This window comes from Pseudoalteromonas sp. NZS100_1 (assembly GCF_015864285.1).
GTDB classification, from domain to species: Bacteria; Pseudomonadota; Gammaproteobacteria; order Enterobacterales; family Alteromonadaceae; genus Pseudoalteromonas; species Pseudoalteromonas arctica.
Genome location: NZ_JADYXN010000032.1, coordinates 1 through 21592, shown reverse-complemented (window position 1 = coordinate 21592; position 21592 = coordinate 1). Strand labels below are relative to the sequence as shown.

19 protein-coding genes and 1 tRNA gene are annotated in these 21592 nt (G+C 39.3%); 15 read left to right on the top strand and 5 right to left on the bottom strand.

Annotated features, from left to right (window positions below; translation table 11 throughout):
* Window positions 1-90: 90 nt before the first annotated feature.
* Complete coding sequence (locus I6F66_RS17455; RefSeq protein ID WP_197209519.1) at window positions 91-1485, top strand: DEAD/DEAH box helicase; 1395 nt, start codon at window positions 91-93, stop codon at window positions 1483-1485.
* A 127-nt stretch (window positions 1486-1612) separates the two neighbouring features.
* On the opposite strand, the gene I6F66_RS17450 is transcribed toward I6F66_RS17455, so the two are convergent.
* Together I6F66_RS17450 and I6F66_RS17445 are read right to left on the bottom strand one after the other, a co-directional pair.
* Window positions 1613-2356, bottom strand: coding sequence for a DUF3307 domain-containing protein (locus I6F66_RS17450; RefSeq protein ID WP_010555314.1), 744 nt, complete (start codon window positions 2354-2356; stop codon window positions 1613-1615).
* Window positions 2356-2979, bottom strand: coding sequence for a hypothetical protein (locus I6F66_RS17445; protein ID WP_010555313.1), 624 nt, complete (start codon window positions 2977-2979; stop codon window positions 2356-2358). Before I6F66_RS17445 ends, I6F66_RS17450 begins: the two co-directional genes overlap by 1 nt.
* A gap of 150 nt (window positions 2980-3129) precedes the next feature.
* Between I6F66_RS17445 and I6F66_RS17440 the strand changes: the two genes are divergently transcribed.
* The 8 genes from I6F66_RS17440 (at window position 3130) to I6F66_RS17405 (ending at window position 10633) form a co-directional block, all read left to right on the top strand.
* Window positions 3130-3633, top strand: coding sequence for an NYN domain-containing protein (locus I6F66_RS17440; protein ID WP_007586991.1), 504 nt, complete (start codon window positions 3130-3132; stop codon window positions 3631-3633).
* A 174-nt stretch (window positions 3634-3807) separates the two neighbouring features.
* Complete coding sequence (gene nudC / locus I6F66_RS17435) at window positions 3808-4728, top strand: NAD(+) diphosphatase (RefSeq protein WP_165722920.1); 921 nt, start codon at window positions 3808-3810, stop codon at window positions 4726-4728.
* Window positions 4729-4737: 9 nt separating this feature from the next.
* Window positions 4738-5919, top strand: a complete 1182-nt coding sequence (locus tag I6F66_RS17430; RefSeq protein WP_024608065.1) for a cystathionine beta-lyase — start codon at window positions 4738-4740, stop codon at window positions 5917-5919.
* Between the two features lie 143 nt (window positions 5920-6062).
* A complete protein-coding gene (locus tag I6F66_RS17425; RefSeq protein ID WP_165729310.1) occupies window positions 6063-6890 on the top strand; it encodes an ABC transporter permease in 828 nt (275 codons plus the stop codon).
* Window positions 6887-7795: an ABC transporter ATP-binding protein gene (locus tag I6F66_RS17420; protein ID WP_007377980.1), complete on the top strand. Its 909-nt coding sequence runs from the start codon at window positions 6887-6889 to the stop codon at window positions 7793-7795. Before I6F66_RS17425 ends, I6F66_RS17420 begins: the two co-directional genes overlap by 4 nt.
* The gene (locus tag I6F66_RS17415; protein ID WP_007377979.1) at window positions 7795-8169 is read left to right on the top strand and encodes a PH domain-containing protein; all 375 of its coding nucleotides are present in this window, start codon (window positions 7795-7797) and stop codon (window positions 8167-8169) included. Before I6F66_RS17420 ends, I6F66_RS17415 begins: the two co-directional genes overlap by 1 nt.
* Window positions 8170-8368: 199 nt before the next feature.
* Window positions 8369-9163 (top strand): putative porin, encoded by a 795-nt coding sequence (locus I6F66_RS17410; RefSeq protein ID WP_002962833.1) that lies wholly within the window; start codon window positions 8369-8371, stop codon window positions 9161-9163.
* A 666-nt stretch (window positions 9164-9829) separates the two neighbouring features.
* Window positions 9830-10633, top strand: a complete 804-nt coding sequence (locus I6F66_RS17405) for a putative porin (RefSeq protein WP_165729312.1) — start codon at window positions 9830-9832, stop codon at window positions 10631-10633.
* A gap of 67 nt (window positions 10634-10700) precedes the next feature.
* Here the strand turns inward: I6F66_RS17405 and I6F66_RS17400 are convergent, their stop codons facing one another.
* Entirely contained in the window at window positions 10701-12548 is a 1848-nt protein-coding gene (locus I6F66_RS17400) for a M2 family metallopeptidase (RefSeq protein ID WP_197209518.1), read from the bottom strand.
* A gap of 167 nt (window positions 12549-12715) precedes the next feature.
* On the opposite strand from I6F66_RS17400, the gene I6F66_RS17395 reads away from it, so the two are divergent.
* A complete protein-coding gene (locus I6F66_RS17395; protein WP_197160251.1) occupies window positions 12716-14992 on the top strand; it encodes an acyl-CoA dehydrogenase in 2277 nt (758 codons plus the stop codon).
* A gap of 76 nt (window positions 14993-15068) precedes the next feature.
* Here I6F66_RS17395 and I6F66_RS17390 read toward each other — a convergent pair whose 3' ends face one another.
* On the bottom strand, window positions 15069-15503 hold the full coding sequence (locus I6F66_RS17390; RefSeq protein WP_007587009.1) for a hypothetical protein: 435 nt from the start codon (window positions 15501-15503) through the stop codon (window positions 15069-15071).
* 142 nt (window positions 15504-15645) lie between these two features.
* A complete protein-coding gene (cysK, locus tag I6F66_RS17385; protein WP_002963138.1) occupies window positions 15646-16614 on the bottom strand; it encodes a cysteine synthase A in 969 nt (322 codons plus the stop codon).
* 362 nt (window positions 16615-16976) lie between these two features.
* Between cysK and I6F66_RS17380 the strand changes: the two genes are divergently transcribed.
* From I6F66_RS17380 to I6F66_RS17360, 5 genes are all read left to right on the top strand, one after another.
* Window positions 16977-18128 (top strand): dicarboxylate/amino acid:cation symporter, encoded by a 1152-nt coding sequence (locus tag I6F66_RS17380; protein ID WP_165729315.1) that lies wholly within the window; start codon window positions 16977-16979, stop codon window positions 18126-18128.
* 108 nt (window positions 18129-18236) lie between these two features.
* Window positions 18237-18887 (top strand): UvrY/SirA/GacA family response regulator transcription factor, encoded by a 651-nt coding sequence (uvrY, locus tag I6F66_RS17375; protein ID WP_002963136.1) that lies wholly within the window; start codon window positions 18237-18239, stop codon window positions 18885-18887.
* 9 nt (window positions 18888-18896) lie between these two features.
* Entirely contained in the window at window positions 18897-20720 is a 1824-nt protein-coding gene (gene uvrC / locus I6F66_RS17370) for an excinuclease ABC subunit UvrC (protein ID WP_021032122.1), read from the top strand.
* A 42-nt stretch (window positions 20721-20762) separates the two neighbouring features.
* Window positions 20763-21308, top strand: coding sequence for a CDP-diacylglycerol--glycerol-3-phosphate 3-phosphatidyltransferase (pgsA, locus tag I6F66_RS17365; protein ID WP_032827134.1), 546 nt, complete (start codon window positions 20763-20765; stop codon window positions 21306-21308).
* Between the two features lie 212 nt (window positions 21309-21520).
* Window positions 21521-21592: transfer RNA gene (locus I6F66_RS17360), tRNA-Gly, on the top strand.

Here is a 21592-nt window from a genome sequence, read left to right as displayed (position 1 = left end):
CCGCAACGTAAATAATGGCATGCATTCTTAGCTACTACAGGTATAATGCGCGCAACTGGCTAACGTAGCCTAATTTAAAAGAGAGTTTATATGAGTTTTGAAGGTTTAGGTTTATCACAGTCTTTGGTTAATGCGGTTTTAGAAAAGGGCTATGAAACGCCAACGCCGATTCAGGCTCAAGCAATTCCTGCAATTATTGAACGCCGTGATGTTATGGCAGCAGCGCAAACAGGTACAGGTAAAACAGCGGGTTTTACATTACCACTTATTGAGCGTTTGTCGTCAGGCCCTAAAGCTAAAAGTAACCACGTACGTGCACTTATTTTAACGCCTACACGTGAGCTTGCTTTGCAAGTAAGCGAAAACGTTGAAGAGTACGCTAAGCATTCAGATGTGAGCTCATTTGTAGTTTACGGTGGCGTTAAAATTAACCCACAAATGCAGCGTCTTCGTAAAGGTGTTGATATTTTAGTAGCAACGCCGGGTCGTTTAATCGACTTACATAATCAAAATGCAGTTAAATTTGATAGCGTTGAAGTGCTTGTACTCGATGAAGCTGACCGCATGTTAGACATGGGCTTTATCCACGACATTAAACGCTTAATTGCTAAAATGCCTGCTAAACGTCAAAACTTGATGTTTTCGGCTACATTTTCTGACGAAATTCGTGCATTAGCAAAAGGGTTAATTAATGACCCTGTTGAAATTTCAGTTGCTGCAAAAAATACTACTGCAAAAAGTGTTACTCAGTGTGTTTATGCGGTAGATAAAACACGTAAAACAGCATTGCTAAGCCACTTGATTCGCGCTAACGATTGGCAACAAGTATTAGTGTTTAGCCGCACAAAGCACGGTGCTAACCGCTTAGTTAAACAACTAGAGCGCGATGACATTGTAGGCGCGGCTATCCATGGTAATAAATCACAAGGCGCACGTGTTAAAGCACTTGATGGTTTTAAAAGTGGTGAAGTACGCGTACTAGTAGCAACAGACATTGTTGCACGTGGTTTAGACATTGTTGAATTACCGCATGTTGTTAACTACGACTTACCAAATGTATATGAAGATTACGTTCACCGTATTGGCCGTACAGGCCGTGCCGGTGCGTCGGGTCATGCGATTTCGTTTGTAACAACAGAAGATGCTGTTGATTTATACGGTATTGAGCGCTTTATTGGTGAGCTTATCCCACGTGCTGAAGAAGACGGTTTTGAGCCTATTAACCCAGTAGCAGAGCGCGCATTAGATGCTCGCCCACTGCCGTCTAAAAAGCCTAAGAAAAAGCAGCCTTTTAATAAGCCTAAATCTGATAGCAGCAAGCCTAACAGTAAAAAGCCAAATAATGGTGGTAATGGTACCGGCCCACGCCGTGGTGGTTCTAAAAAGCCAGCTGCTAAAACAGATGACAGCGCGCAAAACCCATGGGCAAAGCGTGAATCTGTTGGCGGTAGTGGCCAACGCCGTCGTCGCACAAATAACGATTAATGATCATATTGGCGTTTAATTAATTTAGAACTTGGTTAAAGGCTGATACAAAAAACGCGCTCTCTTCTTTTGAATAAATAGAAGCAGCGCGTTTTTTATTGCCTGTAATTTGTACTTACTGTATTGCCTACCTGATTAAATAGTTAATACCCAAGCCGACAAATAAAGTAACACTTACGCTAAGTAGTGTGCCGAGCATAACGTACTCGGTAAGTTTTTTATCTTTGCTTGCACTTAAATCGCCAAACCTAAATACCGACTTTGCCGCAAGTAAAAAGCCAAGCCCTGCAAATTGGTCAAGCAATATAAAGCTCAGCATAAGTACGCGCTCAAGCATACCTATGCTTTGCCCTGCAAGTGGTAAGCTACCAGTACTTGAAAAGTTACTTGTTAAACGCTCTAACATCATTCTTATAAATACGGCGCTAGGACTTAAAATAATTAAATAACCGCATACCACCCACAGTATTTTGGGATCAGTGAGCATATTATTAATTGCAGCCATAAAACTATTGTTATCAGTTAGCCAAATACTGAGCGCAATAATAACGAGTATGTGCGCTATTTGATCAAGTAAAAAAGGCACCACGCCTTTATTAGAATACGATTTAGCTATATCAATAAAGTAATGGCTCAACATAATGCTCGCCGTGGCAATTAAAACACTGCTTAGTTGTTGCCACCCGAATGTGTATTCCCACACGGTAATAATGAGTGCACTTGTTACACCATGCACAAGTACATGAAAATAAAGCTTACTGGCTTTAAAGTGACGGGTGTTTCTGTCGTTTACCCAACTCATAGGTTGCCAGTAAAAATCAGCGAGTAAGTGGCCAATAATAAGCGCGACCAGTAAAAGTGAAAACTCCATTATTCACCTCCTTTAATTATATTTTTTATAACGTGTTGTGTGTGCTTAATAAAGCGTTCTATAAGTTGGTAGTGCGCTAAATTTAGTAGTTTTGTTACATTTTCGCGACTTGTTTTAAGCTCTTTAGCCAGTGCCGCGTGGCTGTTGTCTGATGATGTTAAATAGACATACAGGGCATTTGCTTGTTTTTGCGTGATTTTAGTGAGTAATACGTCGGCAAAGGCTAAATTAAGATTTAAGCTTTCATCAAGCTGCTGCTCATTAATATTAAAAACAAAGCGTTGATTACCTATTTTATCAAGGCCTTGCCCCGAAAGGGTAAAAGCAGAACCGGTTGCTGTTTTTATATCGCTGCGTGGGTTATCTATTTGCCCAAGTGCCAAGCTTTGCCGTAGCTCATAACCTGACGATTTAAGGTGTAAATATACAAGTATGGCATTTTTAAAAAGGAGCTCAGGATTATTAACTTGTAACTGAAAGGCATCGCCTCGGTATATATTCCAAAGTGTTTGCTCCCCCGAAATGTTTCGCAAACTTTGCTCTAGTTGATAAAGCATGGCATCGTATTGCTGCTTAGGGATTGTTTGCGATTTAATAATATCGCCGCTGATCACACCAATCATAAAAATCTCAAAATGGTTACTTTTTAATATGTAACCAATATTGGTTACATAAGGGTATGTAACTAATTTAGGTTACTTAAATATAAATTGCAAGGTACACTTATTTTATAACGTTACTTTTATTGCTATTAATCCTCACTAGGACACTAAATGACTTTACAAAACGAGCAGCAAAGCACGAAACCACGCGTAGGTATTTTTGTTGATGTGCAAAATATTTATTACACGTGCCGCGAGAGTTACGGAAAAAACTTTGACTACAATGCGTTTTGGCGGGTAATGCAGGCGCAATACAATATTGAGTGTGCTTTTGCGTACGCTATTTATCGAGGTGATGAAAAGCAAAATCAGTTTCAAAATATTTTGCGTGCGATTGGTTTTGACGTAAAGCTAAAGCCATTTATTCAACGCCGTGATGGAAGTGCTAAAGGCGATTGGGATGTAGGTATAACAATAGACATGTTAGAGCAGGGTAAAAGCCTTGATAAGGTTATTTTGCTCTCTGGCGATGGTGACTTTGCTTTGTTACTTGGGCATTTAAAAAATCAATATAATGTACCGTGCGATGTATACGGTGCTGACCGGTTAACCGCTGAGGTATTAAAACAAAGCGCAGAGCAATTTCATTTAATTGATAATACTTTGCTACTTTAACAGTAAAAAATAGTTAAAAAAGTGCAAGCTAAGTGCCTGCAACATGAGAGTTTTTAATACAAAGCCGTAATAGATGAATTAAGCCTTATATAGGCTTTTTTTATTACTGTAATCAATTGGGTTTGCTAAATGATTATGGTAATTTTAAAGCATAACGAGTTACCAAGGACTTACATGCTTCATTATAGCAACATGCCACTAGACAGAGGCTCAAATTTTCGTAAAGACCCATCGTGGCTTAAAGCGCAAATGTCGGCGCAAAGTAAATGGGTTTTAGTTAAAAATAATCAAACCCTATTTATTAAAGATACCCCTAAAGTAAGCTATTTAACGTATCAACAAGTGGCGCATTTAGATTTAACGAGTGCTATTTTTGTTGGTTTAAATAATGCTAAACATGGTGTGTTTGCATTGGATGTATCTGATCTGGATGAAAGCGTACTTACGCCTTTAATAGAGGGCGCTCAATTTTTTGATATTCGCCAATATGGGCCTCAAGTAACCATTAAATATGCCTCAATAGCCGCCCTTGCGAGAGGGTTATGTTATTGGCATGCCACGCACCGTTTTTGTGGGCGCTGCGGTAGTAAAAACCGTTCAGTGGAAGCAGGGCATTCTCGTGTATGTGAAAACGAAAACTGTAAGCATCCTACATTCCCGCGTACCGATCCTGCGGTAATTATGGTCGTTACTAAAGTCTTTGCTGACGGAGTAGAACGCTGTTTATTAGGTCGCCAAGCCGCGTGGCCTATTGGTATGTATTCGTCGCTTGCTGGATTTGTTGACCCAGGTGAAACACTAGAACAAGCGGTTGCGCGTGAAGTTAAAGAAGAGGCAGGTATAGAGGTTGATAACGTACGTTATGTTGCATCTCAGCCATGGCCGTTCCCATCGTCCATTATGCTTGGTTTTTTTGCAGAGGCGACATCTGAGGAAATTAACGTAGATAAAGAAGAGCTAGACGATGCAAAATGGTTTAGTCGTGAAGACTTAGAGCAATTTGGTAATTGGCACGAAGAAGGGGAGCATTTAAAGCTGCCTAGAACCGACTCTATCTCTCGTTATTTAATTGAGCATTGGCGCACAAACCCTTAAGGATTAACAATGTCGAGTAAAAGTAATAAAAACACTCAGCTGGTATCATCAGGGCGCAAAAAAGCCTATACACATGGCGTAGTAAATCCCGTTGTACAGCGTGCATCTACCATTGTATTTGATACTGTAGCAGATTTAAAAGAAGCTGCTAAAACCCGTGGCGATAAAACGTTATTTTATGGGCGCCGGGGAACAACAACACACTTTGCGCTACAAGAAGCGATTACAGAACTTGAAGGCGGCGAAGGGTGTGCACTATACCCTTGTGGCGCGGCGGCGATTAGCCAAGTATTTTTATCGTTTTTAAAAACCGGTGATCATATTTTAATGGTTGATAACGTGTACGAACCAACTCGCGATTTTTGCGATAAAATTTTAGTGGGGCTGGGCATTACAACAACCTACTACCCGCCAACCATTGGCGCAGGCATTAAAGACTACATTCAGCCAAATACCAAAGTATTGTTTTTAGAATCTCCAGGTTCTATTACGATGGAAGTGCAAGATGTGCCTGCTATGGTAAAAGTAGCCAATGAGCATAGCGTAATGACCATACTTGATAATACCTACGGCAACGGTTTGCATTATCGTCCGCTAGAGCACGGTGTTGATATTAGTATTCAGGCTGCAACGAAGTATATTGTCGGCCATTCAGACGTGATGATGGGTGTGGCTGTTGCTAATAAAAAGTACTGGCCAACCTTGCGCGAAAACTCGTACTTACTAGGGCAATGTACCAGTGCCGATGATGCGTATTTAGCGCTTAGAGGCCTGCGTACAATGGGTGTGCGTTTGAATCAACATGAAAAAGCAGCAATAGAAGTAGCTAAATGGCTTGAACAACATGAGCTTGTTGATCATATTCGCCACCCTGCATTTGAAACCTGCCCAGGGCATGAGTTTTTTAAACGTGATTTTGATGGCAGTAATGGGTTGTTTTCATTTGTGATGAAAACCGGTAATCAAAAAGCGATTGATGCATTTTTAGATAGCCTTGAGCATATTAAAATGGGCTTTTCGTGGGGCGGTTTTGAAAGTTTAGTAACGGCTAATTTAACTATGAAAGGGCTGCGTTCAAATACAGGTTGGGATTTAGGCCCGGTTATTCGCCTGCATATTGGCCTTGAAGATGTTGAAGATTTAATTAGCGATTTAAGCCAAGCACTTGAGGTTTATAAGCAGCATTTATAATTTATATCGCAATTTATGCTGTTACATTTAAATGTATTGTTACAAAGCTCACTATAGGTGAGCTTTTTTTTGCTGGTAATTCAAGGTGTTTACACTTAGTGTGGATAAATACACAGAAAATAAAAAGTCATTAAGGATAGTCAATGGCAACACCATTACCGATAAACGTAGGGCGATTAACGCAAATAGCGGGATTTGAGCTTGTACGTATGTTTTTAACTAAACGTGGACTTATTGCATTAGCTGCCTTTGCATTGGTGTGGCTAATAATACTGCGCTACCCAATAGGGCAGGCAGTAGGCATTGTAAGTGCGCCCGATTTTGAGCAAATAGCCCGTGATATATCAGGTTCTATTGGTTTAAGTAAATTATTGGATTGGCCTGAGGCCGAATTTGCTATGTACTGGTTAATAGCCCTGTATAGCTTTCCCGTTTTTGGTTTATTTATTTGTAGCGACCAAACGGTAGGCGATAGAGAGCGCGGCACACTAAGGTTTTTATCACTGCGCTCCACTCGCTTTGAAATACTGTTTGGTCGTTTTTTAGGGCAATTAGCGGTATTAGCCTGCTTAGTGGGCATTACTCTTGTGGCTACGCTTGCTGTACTAGGGTTTAGAGATCCAAGTTTACTGGCTGGTGGTTTTGCCCGTGCGCTTTCTATATTTTTAATATTAGTGATTACTCTGTGTCCATTTGTAGCACTTATGACGTTAATAAATACCTTTGCTCGCTCATCGCGTTTATCTATTGTATTGGCAATTTTATATTTTGCAGCAGGCGGTATTGTAGTTGGTATATTGCAATGGCAAATACCCGCATTAGGCTTGCTTGATTATTTATTTCCGGGTGTGCAAATAGAGTTATTAGCGGGGCAAAATTTACCATTATTAAGCGCTGTGGCTATTCCCCTTGTGCAAACTGCGGTGTTACTAAGCGTTGCTCAATGTATTTTTGCAAGGAGCTCACTATGAGACCATTAATTACAGCCAGCGGTTTGAGTAAATCGTATGGTGCAAAACTTGCGCTTAATAATGTGGACTTTGAGATTAATAAAGGCGCGCCAGTGGCGCTTGTTGGGCCAAATGGTGCGGGTAAAACCACCTTATTTAGTTTGTTGTGCGGCTATATAGCGCCAAGTAAAGGCAGCCTTGAAATATTAGGGCATAAGCCAGGGAGCGCTGCTTTATTTAATAAAGTAAGTGCATTACCGCAAGACGCACAACTTGACCCTCGTTTTAATATAGATAAGCAACTCGCCTTTTATGCAAAACTGCAAGGTATGGGCGCTAAGCAAAGCCAAACTGAGGCGCTACGTGTACTTGACTTGGTTGGCTTAAAAGAAATTGCAAAGCAGCGTGCAGGGGATTTATCGCACGGTATGCGCAAGCGCGTTACGATAGCGCAAGCACTTATTGGCGCGCCACAAATTGTAATGCTTGATGAAGCAACCGCAGGGCTTGATCCGATTCATGCCAGAGAAGTACGCGAGCTAGTATCTGAATTAAGTGAACAGGCTACGTTTATTTTAAGCTCTCACGATTTAACTGAGCTTGAACGACTATGCTCACAGGTGCTTCATTTAGATAAAGGCGTACTAAGCGAGCATCAAACAAAAACAAATAATACTGATAAACACTTTTATACATTAATGCTAAGCGAAGCTTATCAAAATGTTGAGCAACAGCTTCAAGCAATTGCAGGGGTGAGCCGAGTGTATATGAGCCAGCATAAAGAATATGTTGTTGAGTATCAACCAACGAGCGATCCACTTGATATTGCACTACTGAATTTTTGTCATCAACAACACTGGCAGTACAGGCAGTTAGTTAATGGTCACACATTAGAGAATCAAATATTTAAACAGGAGAAAGTATAATGGGTTTACTTAGCGGACTTATGGGTAATGCAAGCGAAGTTGACGATTCTGATTTAGAGAAAATCCTCGCCAATACATTAATTGACGGCGAGCAAGTGGAAAAGGCATATAAAGTAGTACGTGATATGTTTATTTTTACTAATAAGCGCTTAATCTTAATTGATAAGCAAGGTATGACCGGCTCTAAAATGGAAATGGTGAGTATTGCTTACTCTAAAATTACCAAGTTTAGTAAAGAAAGTGCAGGCCATTTTGACTTAGATGCCGAGCTAAAAATATGGGTTGGCTCAGATCCAACACCAATTAGTAAAGAGTTTAAGTCTGGCGATAATATTAACGATGTTTATCGTATTATTAGCCAACACGCGCTTTAATACGGTACATGTTTTAAGTAGTTGTTGACTAGATGTTGCAACTACTTTAATTTTACAGTTTACAACACTTCCTTACAATTAACTTAATAAATACAACTGGTTAGTTAAGTTTTCATTCAGTTTCCTAACGTTAGCATGTGCCTCGACTTTAGCAATACAGCTAGAGCATAAAAAGCAATGTACATAGGGAAGTCTTACAATGAAAAAATTAGCAGTTATTATTTCGAGCATTTTATTATCTAGCACTGCGGCTGCTGCAGACAGCTATAATTCAATTAGTAACCTAAGCTATAAAAATAGCGATAACAACGACACCGTTGCTGTAGATTCTATTTACTACTTATCTCCTAAAAAAACGTTAGGTCCGTACGATCAGTTTGAATACATCAATAAACAAACTAACGTATATGGTGGCTACGCTGATGACGACTTTGGCGATTTAACATCAGTTGGTGGTGAATACTTCATTAATGAATTTGTTGTTGGCGCATCTTACGAAAACCTAGACCCAGATTCAGGTTCTAACAGTGAGCTTTATAAACTGACGGGTGGTTACTTTTTCAACCCTGATTTACTTGCAAAAGTAACACTAGTTGAAAACAAAGACGGCGATGATTACGCATTATTTGATTTAGCTTACAACTACATGCTAAACAGCACTGATTACGTAGGTGTTACACTTACATCAGACGACGATTTTGATTACCGTGCAGTAGCTGCTAAATACTTTATTGATTTACAGCAAGGTAACTACCTTACTTTTGAAGGTAAATACGAAAGCATTGATGATGCAGAAAACCAATGGGTAGCAGAAACTAACTACTACTTCTCAAAAGCTACATCTGTATTTGCTAACTACAATAAGCAAGATACTTATAGCTTTGGTGCTCAACACTTCATCAATAAAAATATTGGTGTAAAGGTGGGTTACGAAAACAACGCTGATGATTCTGATAACGATGCGTACTTTGCTAACATGCGTTTTCAGTTTTAATTAAGTCCCGTACTTAGTTAATACAAAAGTAATATTAAAAAGCCCGCTAAATTTAGCGGGCTTTGTCGTTTTTAAACGTTTGAGCTTTTAACTATAAACTTTTACCAGTCATAATTACGGCCTTTATTATGCTCATCTAAATAACTCCTTTGAGTTATAAATAGAGTCGCCATGAATGGCTAAATTGTTATTAAAGTCATTAAGTGCGGTCGATGATAATAGCTATAAAATAGTAAGTATTGGAGTTGTTTTTGCTAGTAAACAATGGTTATTGGAAAAAAACAGATAAAAATATGCACTGATACAAACCTATTTTTCATTATAAATACAGAAATAATGAATTAAACAGAGTAATTTTTTTGAGAAATTAAAAAAATTTAGTGAGAGGAAATTATATTGATGAGGTTTATCGAATAATTAAGTTGTGTTCAATTTAGCGACAGTTTGTACCGTATTTGTTACTTTTTAAATTTAAATGATGACATGATATTGTCTTGTAGATTTGGAAGATACTTTGTATTTACATTTACGTATAAATTATTACAACTCCACTGGGTTTAATCTGACCTTTTATTCAGTTTTTGTTCATTTTTTTGGCGTTAGGATGCGCCCCGACTTTGGCTAGACAGCTGAGGCATAAAAAGTAATATTTATAGGGAATTTAAAATGAAAAAATTAGCCGTTATCATTTCGAGCATTTTATTATCAAGTGCTGCAACCACTGCAATAGCTGCAGATACTTACCAATCAATCAGCCATGTAGGATATGTGGACGTAGATGGTGATGACACAGTAAGTGTTGACTCAACATATTATTTTTCTCCAAAAGCGACTTTAGGTCCTTATGATCAATTTGAATACATCAATAAGCAAACAAATGTTTATGGTGCATACAGTGATAATGATCTTGGAGATGTTACTAGCGTTGGCGGTGAGTATTTTGTAGAAGATTTTGTATTAGGTGCACAGTACAATAATTTCGATAGTGATTTTGGCTCAAGCACGGATGTAATTGAACTTTCAGCGGGTTACTTCTTTAATCCAAACCTTGTATTAAAAGCTACGTTTGTTGATGTAGAAGATGCTGACAATCAGTTTGTGTTTGATTTGGCATATAACCACCAGTTAAACAGCACTGATTATATTGGCTTTACAGTAACAGCAGATGATGAGTTTGATTACCGTGCAGTAGCAGCTAAGTACTTTGTTGATTTACAGCAAGGTAACTACTTGACTGTTGAAGGTAAATTTGAAGATGTTGATGGCGGTTCAAGTAACTGGGAATTAGCATCTAACTACTATTTCAGCAAAGCAACATCGGTTTTTGTTACAGTTAATAAAAATGATGATTACACTCTTGGTGCTCAACACTTTTTCAACAACAATGTTGGTTTAAAAGCAGGTTACGGCAATAACTGGGATGATTCTGATTATGATGCCTACTTTGCAAATGTAAGCTTACAGTTCTAATTTAACAGAAAATTAGAATATGAATAAAAAGCCCGCTCATTTGAGCGGGCTTTTTATTCAGCGCTATTTACCAGCCGCAGTTGCGGCCTTCGTTTTGTTTATCTAAATAAGTTTGTAATGGTGCAAAGTAATCGAGCATTGCTGTTGCATCCATTTGCGGCTTACCTGTTACAGTTTCAAGCGCCTCTTGCCAAGGGCGAGACGAACCCATTTCAAGCATAGCGTTTAGCTTATCCCCTGCTTCTTTTGAGTTATAAATAGAGCAGCGATGAATGGCTTTATCGTTACCGGCAATTTCACATAAGCTGCGATGAAACTCAAATTGCAAAATATGCGCTAAAAAGTAACGTGTATAAGGCGTGTTACCCGGAACGTGGTACTTAGCACCCGGATCAAAATCATTTTCGCTACGTGCGATAGGCGCTTGCACTCCTTGGTATTTTTCACGTAGTTCCCACCATGCTTTATTGTAATTTTCCGGTGCTACTTCCCCTGAAAATACCTGCCAGCGCCACTGATCAACCATTAAGCTAAACGGCACAAAGGCGACTTTATCAAGTGCCATTTTCATTAATAAACCAATATCTTTAGATTCATCAGGTACTTGTTCAAGTAAGCCGATTTCTTTTAAGTAACCCGGTGTAACCGATAAGGCAATGGTGTCACCAATGGCTTCATGAAAACCATCGTTTGCACTTTCTTGATAAAATAAAGGCTGCTTGTTGTATGCGCGTTGATAAAAATTATGACCTAATTCATGGTGAATAACTGAAAACTCTTCGCCTGTGCGCTGAATACACATTTTAATGCGTAAATCGTCTTTGCTATCGATATTCCATGCTGATGCATGACACTGCACATCTCTGTCTTTTGGTTTTACAAACAGTGAACGCTCGTAAAATGTCTCTGGTAGTGCGTCAAAACCCATTGAGGTAAAAAAGTTTTCAGCCCCTTTTACCATTTTAAGTTCGTCGTAATTATTTTGAGCTAATAACTCGGTTACGTCGTAACCCGGATCGGCGTTTTCTGGTGCAACTACATCGTAAATATTACCCCATGCTTGCGCCCACATATTACCAAGTAAGTGCGCTGGTATTGGCTGATCTTGAGGTACTTTGTCGGTGCCGTACTTTTCACCTAACTTTGCGCGAACATGGCAGTGTAGCGAGTTATACAGTGGTTTAACTTGGCCCCAAATACGGTCAAGCTCAGTGGTGAAGTCATCAGCAGGCATATCGTATTTACTGCGCCACATAGCGCCCGTATCGGCATAACCAAGCTCCTTTGCACCTTCGTTGGTAAGTGCTACTTGTTGCTCGTAAAGTGGGCGCATGGGTTTTGATATTTCACGCCAGCCTTGCCATAAATCAAGTAGTTCGTTGTAATCTCGGCTGGTGGCCATTTTTGAAGTCATGTCGCCAAGGCTTAAACAGGTGCCGTCTTCTTTACAGTATTTACCTTTACCATATAGCCCGCCAAGCTCTGCGACAATTTGTGAAAGTTGTGCTGTTTTATCAGCGTCTTGTGGGGCAGGAAGTGTAAGTGCTAGTTTTAGTTTATCAAGCTTACGGCGAGCATCGTAATCAAGCTCTAGTTCGTCGTATTTTGCAGCTTCATTTGCTAAACGCACGACTGTTTCTGTCATTTTACGGTTAACTTCAGCCGATAGAGCCGACGTATCATGAGTAATAAAGTTTGCGTAAATCCACTCTGCACGGCTCGATTCTAAATAAAGTGCACTTAGTTCTTTTTCTGTGTTTGTTATAAATGTTTTTGCATCTTTAGCTGTTACAGCTTTTTTAGTGTGTGCTGAATCGGTAGTGTCTATAGTTACTTCTGCATCGCAGGCCGTTAAAGCAAGAGTACTTGCTACCATTAAGGCGCTCATACTTAGTTTAAATCGAAAGGGGGTCATGCTATTCCTTTAATTTATTGTTATTAAAACGTTGATAATAGCAGTGATGTTTAAAACAATAAAATGAATGCGTTAAGGCTCTCGACTCGTCGTTCAATGATTGTATTTAAATTAAGATGGGTCATAATTAAGTTACTATTTTCATTCAATGTGTAAGGAATGTGCGCATGTTAATATTTATAATATTGCTGGTCGTGGTGGTGGTTATTTTTGCGGTTAAAGATATTCGCCTAAACTTGATTAGTCGTCCTACGTTTAAAATGTTCAAAAAGGTGCTTCCGCCATTATCGCAAACAGAGCGAGAGGCGATGGAAGCAGGTGATGTTTGGTGGGATGGTGAGTTATTTAGTGGTAACCCAGACTGGCAAAAACTGCACCGCTTTCCTAAACCAGAGCTTAGCGATAAAGAAAACGCATTTATGGCTAACCAAGTAGAAACCTTATTGGCGATGCTTGATGATTATCAAATTGTACAAAAAGACAAAGACTTACCAAAAGAAGTGTGGGATTACCTAAAAAAAGAAGGTTTTTTTGCGCTGATCATTCCTGAAAAATTTGGCGGTCGTGAGTTCTCGGCAATTGCTAATTCAACGATAGTATCAAAAATTTCGACTAAAAGCTTAACAGCCGCAGTCACTGTTATGGTGCCTAATAGCTTAGGTCCGGGCGAGTTACTTCTTCACTATGGTACTAAAGAGCAGCAAGATCGTTGGCTGCCAAGTTTAGCTAATGGTACAGATGTTCCTTGTTTTGCATTAACGGGACCAGAGGCGGGCTCTGATGCTGGCAGCATTCCTGATTCGGGCGTGGTGTGTATGGGTGAGCACAATGGAGAGCAAGTAATGGGCCTGCGTTTAAATTGGTCAAAGCGTTACATTACACTTGCACCAGTGGCTACTGTACTCGGCTTAGCATTTAAAATGTATGACCCTGATACTTTATTAGGTGATAAGAAAGAGCTAGGCATTACATGTGCTCTAATACCAACCGATCATCCGGGTGTCGAAACGGGTGAGCGTCATTATCCGCTTAATATGGCCTTTATGAATGGTACCACTTACGGTAAAGATGTATTTATACCACTGGACTGGATCATTGGTGGGCAAGAGTGTGCAGGGCGTGGCTGGAGAATGCTTGTTGAGTGTTTAAGTGCAGGGCGTGGTATATCACTACCGGCATTAAGTGCAGCAACTGGACATTTAGCTTCAAAAATGACATCGGCATACGCCATGGTACGCCAGCAGTTTGGTGTATCAATAGGGCAGTTTGAAGGTGTGCAAGAGGCACTTGCACGTATTGGTGGTTTAACTTACACACTTGAGTCGTGCAGATTAATGACCGCAGGTGCGATTGATTTAAAATTAAGCCCGTCGGTTGTAACAGCGATTGCTAAATACCATATGACTGAAATGGGTCGTACGGTAATGAATGATGCAATGGATATTCATTCAGGTAAAGGAATTCAAGTAGGGCCTAATAACTATTTGGCACATGGCTATATGGGTATCCCAGTATCAATTACGGTTGAAGGCGCGAATATTTTAACGCGTAACTTAATGATATTTGGCCAAGGTGCAACACGCTGTCATCCATTTGTTTTAAAAGAAATGGAAGCCGCTGCAATGGAAGATGACGACGCAGCACTTGAACAATTTGATGGTTTATTAATGAACCATATAATATTTGCAGCAAGTAATGCAGGTATGGCATTTGTGCATGGCTTAACACGTAGTTATTTTGCTAAAGCGCCTGTAGGTGGTGAAACGGCTGTTTATTATAAGCAGCTGAGCAGAATGAGCCGAGGCTTAGCTATTTGCACAGACGTGGCTATGTTAATGCTTGGCGGTGAGCTTAAACGAAAAGAAATGATATCGGCACGTTTGGGTGATGTATTAAGTCATTTGTACTTAGCATCAACTGTTTTAAAACGTTATGAAGACGAAGGGCGCCAACAAGCTGATTTACCATTTGTAAAATATGCTATTGAGAACTCATTATTTGAAATTGGCCAAGCGTTTAATGGCTTCTTTAAAAACTTTTCAAATCCGGTTGTTAATTTTACCCTTAAACGTATCGTATTCCCGCTTGGAAACCATTACCACAGACCAAGTGATGAAATTGCACAAAGTATTTGTGAGCGTATGACTCAACCGGGTGTATTTAGAAACCGCTTAACGCATTTATGTTATGTAGATGAAAATGCAGGTACAGGGGTCATGGAAAGCGCATTTTTAGCTATGCATGATATGCAAGCGCAGTTTAAAGATCTAAAACAATGGCAGCGTAAGGGCAGTGTGCCTGCAACGCTTGATATTGAAGGTGCTATAAATTATGCGCTTGAAAATAAGTTATTAGAGCAAACTGATGCAGATGCAATGCATCACGCTAATAAGTTACGAAAGAAAGCCATCGCAGTTGATAATTTTCAACCAGGTGAGCTGTAGCGCAGTACTTTAAATACTAACTAAAGCGAAAAAGGCCTTACAAATGTAAGGCCTTTTTATGTTTAATTCATTTATTTTAACGAGCGTAAGGGTCGGCAACTATTTTATCTATGTACCATTTGCCCTTTTTACGAAGCATTTTTACACTGCGCATTTCGTCAATTTTATCACCATTTAAATAGCCGGTAAAAATAAGGTTTATTTTGGCGTTATCACCGTATTGTTCACGGATGCTCATATTGGTCATATCAACTTCAATGGTTACTTCATCATATTGCATATTTACTAAGTTACGGGAAAACTGTTTTGCAGTGCCGTAGGATTTCATGATGCGCGTAAGATTGGGTGTTGCCATGGTGCTGGCTTTTTGAAGGTCTTGTTGGTTATAAAGCGCATCAAAATAAGCGGTTGCTGTATCGCCAGGAGTGTCGCCAAGTGTTTTGGTATCGTCTCCACAGGCTGATAAAAATAAACAGATAACCAAACTTAATAAACTCGTGATTTTTTTCATATTAGTTATTATTAATTAGTTTTTTTAAAGTGTGTGGTTTATCTAGGAAGATGTAAAGGTATGGGGGGCAATAAATAGAAAATTGGATAATAAATAATAAAAAAGGATGCCTAAAGCATCCTTTTAAAAATCTTAAAATTACTTATTGTACTAACTCTTGCTCACTAAATTCTTCATCAAACATTGGGCTTGATAAGTAACGCTCAGTTGCACTAGGTAGGATAACAACAATATTTTTATCTGCGTTTTCAGGTTTTTCAGCAATTCGCTTAGCTGCAACAACCGCAGCACCTGACGAAATACCGACTAAAATACCTTCTTTTTTCATTAACTGATGCGCCATTGCAATTGCGTCTTCGTTAGATACAAGCTCGGCACCATCAATTAAGTCCATATCTAAGTTGCCAGGGATAAAGCCTGCACCAATACCTTGGATTTTATGAGGGCCAGGTTTAATTTCTTCACCGGCAAGCGTTTGGCTAATAACAGGAGAGTTAGTTGGCTCAACAGCAATAGACTTAACGTTTAAACCTTTTTCTGTTTTAAGGTAGCGGCTAACACCTGTAATAGTACCACCAGTACCTACACCTGCTACAAAAAAGTCTACTTTGCCGTCAAGCGCATCGTAAATTTCAGGGCCTGTTGTTTCAAAGTGAATTTTTGGGTTTGCAGGGTTTTCGAATTGTTGTAATAAAATATACTTATCAGGTGCTGTTGCTTGAATTTCTTTTGCTTTCTCAATTGCGCCATTCATACCTTTAGCACCGTCGGTAAGCACTAGATTTGCACCTAATGCTTTTAATAGCTTGCGACGTTCTAGGCTCATGGTGTTTGGCATAGTAAGTGTTAACTTGTAACCACGTGCTGCTGCAACAAATGCAAGTGCAATACCGGTGTTCCCCGATGTTGGTTCTATAAGTTCTTTACCTTCAACAAGCTGACCTGATTTTTCAGCTTCCCAAATCATCGATGCACCAATGCGGCATTTGATACTAAAGCTTGGATTACGAGATTCAACTTTAGCGTATACATTCCCACCTGTAACACGGTTAAGTTTTACCAGCGGTGTATTACCGATGCTTAGTGAGTTATCTTCAAAAATAGTAGACATAATGTTCCTTTGGATGCAATCTGATCAACGTGTTAATAGCCTTTGCTACTAACTATATAAACACACTTTACTGTGAGTTTAAAAAAACTAAAGTAAAGTTTGGCTATAACATATATCTATTGGGCTTATAACCAGCCGAAATAAAAATCAATTATTAACGGTGCTTTAGTTATTATAGGTGCGGGCTTAATTTGAAATTTAAAGAGTAAAAACTCGTTTAGTCAAAAAATGTTCGAAAGAGCATTGGATCAAGCTGTATTTGTTCGTTATTTGTGCATATGAATGTAACTTGAATAGTTTTATCACACAATGCGTCTAAAACATGATAAAAACACGTATCTAAATTCAATTAAGCAATCACAATGAAGTTAATCTTAAAATTAATTGCCGGTATTGTGGCCGGTATCTTAGTCGGACTGTATGTACCTATAACTGGTGTTGAACTTTTATTTACAGTAAAAGAGCTGATTGGTCAAATTATCTCCTTTACCATCCCTCTTATCATTTTATTTTTTATTGCATCGGGTATTGCTGGCCTACCAAAAGGGTCTGGTCACTTACTTGGTAAAACAGTAGGGTTTGCTTACAGCTCTACCATTATTGCAGGTACGCTTGCATTTTTATTAGTAAGTGCTGTTATACCTTTTTTAAGTGGTGGCATTACATTTGAAACAGAAGTTGCTACTGAAATAGGTAGTTTTATTGATTTAGAAATACCACCTCTGATGGGTGTAATGACCGCATTAGTGACTGCTTTTGTATTTGGTATAGGCATGAGCCAACTAGAACTTGATACGCTTAAAAAGGTGTCTGATCAGGGTCGTGATGTAGTGGACGGGTTATTATCGAAAGTAATTATTCCAGCTTTACCATTTTACATTGCTGGCGTATTTGCCGAAATGACGGTGGCAGGCACTGTGGTAGATACGTTGCAAACATTTGGTGTAGTACTAATTGCAGCGCTTGTTATGCATTGGTTATGGTTAAGCGTTTTATATATAGCGACAGGTATATTGTTAAAACGTAATCCAATCGAATTAGTTAAAAATATGCTACCAGCTTACTTTACAGCGTTAGGTACTATGTCAAGTGCAGCAACGATTCCAGTATCGCTTCAATCAAGTAAAGCAAATAACGTTAAAGAAGATGTAGCTAACTTTACAGTGCCACTTTGCGCGACTATTCACTTATCTGGCTCAACTATCACTATAGTAACCTGTGCAATGGCTGTTATGTTTTTATCGCCAAGCATGGAAGTTCCTTCATTAATGGGTATGCTACCGTTTATTATGATGTTAGGTGTAGTAATGATTGCAGCACCGGGTGCGCCAGGTGGTGCAGTCATGTCGGCGCTTGGTTTATTAACAAGCATGCTTGGGTTTAATGAAGGTGCTGTTGCATTAATGATTGCACTTTATTTAGCACAAGATAGCTTTGGTACTGCGTGTAATGTAACGGGTGATGGTATCATTGCGTTATGGGTTGACAGATTTAGCGAAAAATCGTCATCTTAAACTATTAGAGCGAGGCAATAATATTAATTATTGTTTCGCTTTATGTATGTTACTGTGGCAAATTAATTTAATTAAATTGCATGTTGTTAGGTAAGTGAGGATGTTCCATTGATTAATGTACTTTTAGTTGATGACCATGAACTTGTACGAACAGGAATCAAGCGTATTCTTGATGACGTACGAGGGTTTAAAGTAATTGGCGAAGCTAAAACTGGCGAAGAGGCTGTACAGTTTTGTCGTCAGCATGCGCCAAACATAGTATTAATGGATATGAATATGCCAGGCATGGGCGGATTAGAAGCGACTAAAAAGATTTGTCGTTACTGCCCAGATGTAAAAATTATTGTGCTTACTGTTAATTGTGAAGACCCGTTTCCGAGCAAGGTAATGCAAATTGGTGCACATGGCTTTTTAACTAAAGGTGCAGGTTCTGATGAAATGGTTCGTGCCATTCGTTGTGTTCATGCTGGTCAGCGTTACATTGCACCTGAAATTGCACAGCAGATAGCGCTTGCACAAGTGACAGGCCGCACAGATGAAAACCCTTTTCAGAGTTTATCTGAGCGCGAACTGCAAATTATGCTTATGATCACCAAAGGTGAAAAAGCACAAAATATAGCTGAACGCTTAAATCTAAGCTCTAAAACAGTAAATAGCTATCGTTACCGTATGTTTGAAAAGTTAAATGTAGGTGGTGATGTTGAGCTTACCCATTTAGCTATTCGTCATAAAATGATTGATATAGACGTTTCGTACTAACTATAATTTATGTCTGAATTCGATCACGTACATTTTCTCAAAACGCTATCAAGTGAGCCGGGCGTATACCGCATGCTTGATAGTGACAACCAAGTTATTTATGTTGGTAAAGCAAAGCATCTAAAAAAGCGTGTGAGCAGTTACTTTAGAAGTAACATTACCGATAGCAAAACACGCGTTTTAGTGAGTAATATTTGTAACATTGAAGTCACCCTCACCAATACTGAAACCGAAGCGCTGCTGCTAGAAAATAATCTAATAAAAAAATATCAGCCTCGGTACAACATATTATTACGCGACGATAAGTCGTACCCCTATATTTTACTCACTAGCCATAAACACCCTCGTTTAGCATTTCATCGTGGCAGTCGTAAAATTAAAGGTGAGTACTTTGGGCCTTTCCCAAGCGCAGGAGCGGTATCTGAAAGCTTGCGGTTAATGCAAAAAATATTTCCTGTTCGTCAATGTGAAGATGCTTATTACCGCGCAAGAAGTCGCCCGTGTCTGCAATATCAACTTAAACGTTGCTCAGCTCCATGTGTAAATAAAGTAACTGATGATGATTACAGTGAGCAAGTTGACTATGTTCGTAAATTTTTAACGGGTAAATCTCACGAAGTTATTGCTGATTTAATAAAAAAAATGGAAGCAGCCAGCCTGCAATTAAACTTTGAATTGGCGGCAAAAGTTCGCGACCAAATAATGCTACTTCGTAAAATGCAGGAGCAACAGTCTATTTCTGGTAACTTTGCAGAAATGGATGTTGTCGGTTTTGCGCATTTAAACGGGTTAAACGGCATTCATTTATTAATGATCCGCGATCATAAAGTACTGGGTAGTAAAACCTATTTTCCAAAAGTACCTAAAGATTCGAGTGAGCAAGAAATATTGACTTCATTTTTAGGACAGTACTATTTAGCGCCAGGAGCAACAGGGCGTATTGCAAAAGAAATCATATTACCGTTTGAAATAGAAGAGAGCGGGGCACTCGGCGAAGCGCTTACACAAATAAGTGAGCGCAAAGTAATCCTTAAAGTGGTCACTCGTGGTGAGCGTGCGCAATACTTACAACTGGCCAATAAAAATGCATTAAACAGTATTGCGGTTAAACAAAGTACCCAAGACTCTATTAATAAACGTTATGCACAATTAAAAGCAACACTGCGACTTGACGATATTACCCGAATGGAGTGTTTTGATATAAGCCACACCATGGGGGAGAACACCGTTGCAAGTTGTGTTGTATTTGACTCACAAGGCCCAAATACAAAAGAGTATAGGCGCTACAACGTAACAGGTATTACAGGTGGCGATGATTATGCTGCAATGGAATTTGCACTTAACAAGCGCTATAACAAGTTAGTAGACGAAGACAAAATTCCAGACGTTATCTTTATTGATGGCGGTAAGGGGCAGTTAGGACGCGCTGAGCAGTACTTTTCTAATTGGCCGCACACTAAAATGCCTTTATTAGTCGGTGTTGCAAAAGGAACGAGTCGTAAACCCGGTCTTGAAACACTATTGATTGACGGTGGACGCAAAACCATTCCGATGGATTCAGATGCGCCTGCGCTTCATTTGATTCAGCATATACGTGATGAGTCTCACCGTTTTGCTATTGCAGGGCATCGTAATAAACGACAAAAACAACGTACACAATCACTACTAGAAGAAATAAATGGAGTAGGTTCTAAGCGTCGCCAAACATTATTAAAATATTTAGGGGGCATGCAGGGTGTAAAAGCTGCTAATATAGAACAGTTAAAGAAAGTTCCTGGGATCAGCCCTGACATGGCTGAGAAGATATTTAACCATTTGCATGATAAGGGCTAGCCCTACATGCGAATATAGCAAAAAAGACATATCCAAGTAGTTATGTGGAATATTCCAAACACACTCACAACATTTAGACTTTTTCTTATCCCCGTTTTTTTGGTGATATTTTATTTGCCTTATAGCTGGGCTTTTTTTGCTGCCGCCTTTATTTTTTGGCTTGCATCGATCACCGATATATTAGACGGTTATTTGGCAAGAAAGCTTGAGCAATCAACTCCTTTTGGTGCTTTTTTAGATCCTGTTGCTGACAAAGTAATGGTATGTGCTGCACTTGTAGCGTTATCTGATCAGTACCAGTCAATGTATATGACAATACCTGCTCTTATTATAATAAGCCGTGAAATTATCATATCTGCACTTCGTGAATGGATGGCAGAGCAGGGTAAGCGTGGTAATGTAGCTGTATCAAATATGGGTAAAATAAAGACGGCTGCACAAATGTTAGCCATTATCGGTTTGATTTGGCAATATGATACGTGGATGAACTATTTAAGTTTTGGACTACTGTACATTGCGACCTTTTTAACCTTGAGTTCTATGATGCAATATTTACGTGCAGCATGGGGTGAATTGACTAAAAATTAACTCTAAATGTATAATAACGCACCGTTTTAGATAAAAAACAAGCAAACAGTTCAAAACTAGCATTTTTTGTATTGACGCGTTTAATAATCTCTGTAGAATGCGTCCGTGTTGAGAGGGCATAGCCCCCGAGATAAACAAAACGGTAATTAATCAGTTACCTGAATGTTCACATAAATCATCATGTGTTAATTCAAATAACTGATAAATAAAATGCGGTACTAGCTCAGTTGGTAGAGCGCGACCTTGCCAAGGTCGAGGTCACGAGTTCGAGCCTCGTGTACCGC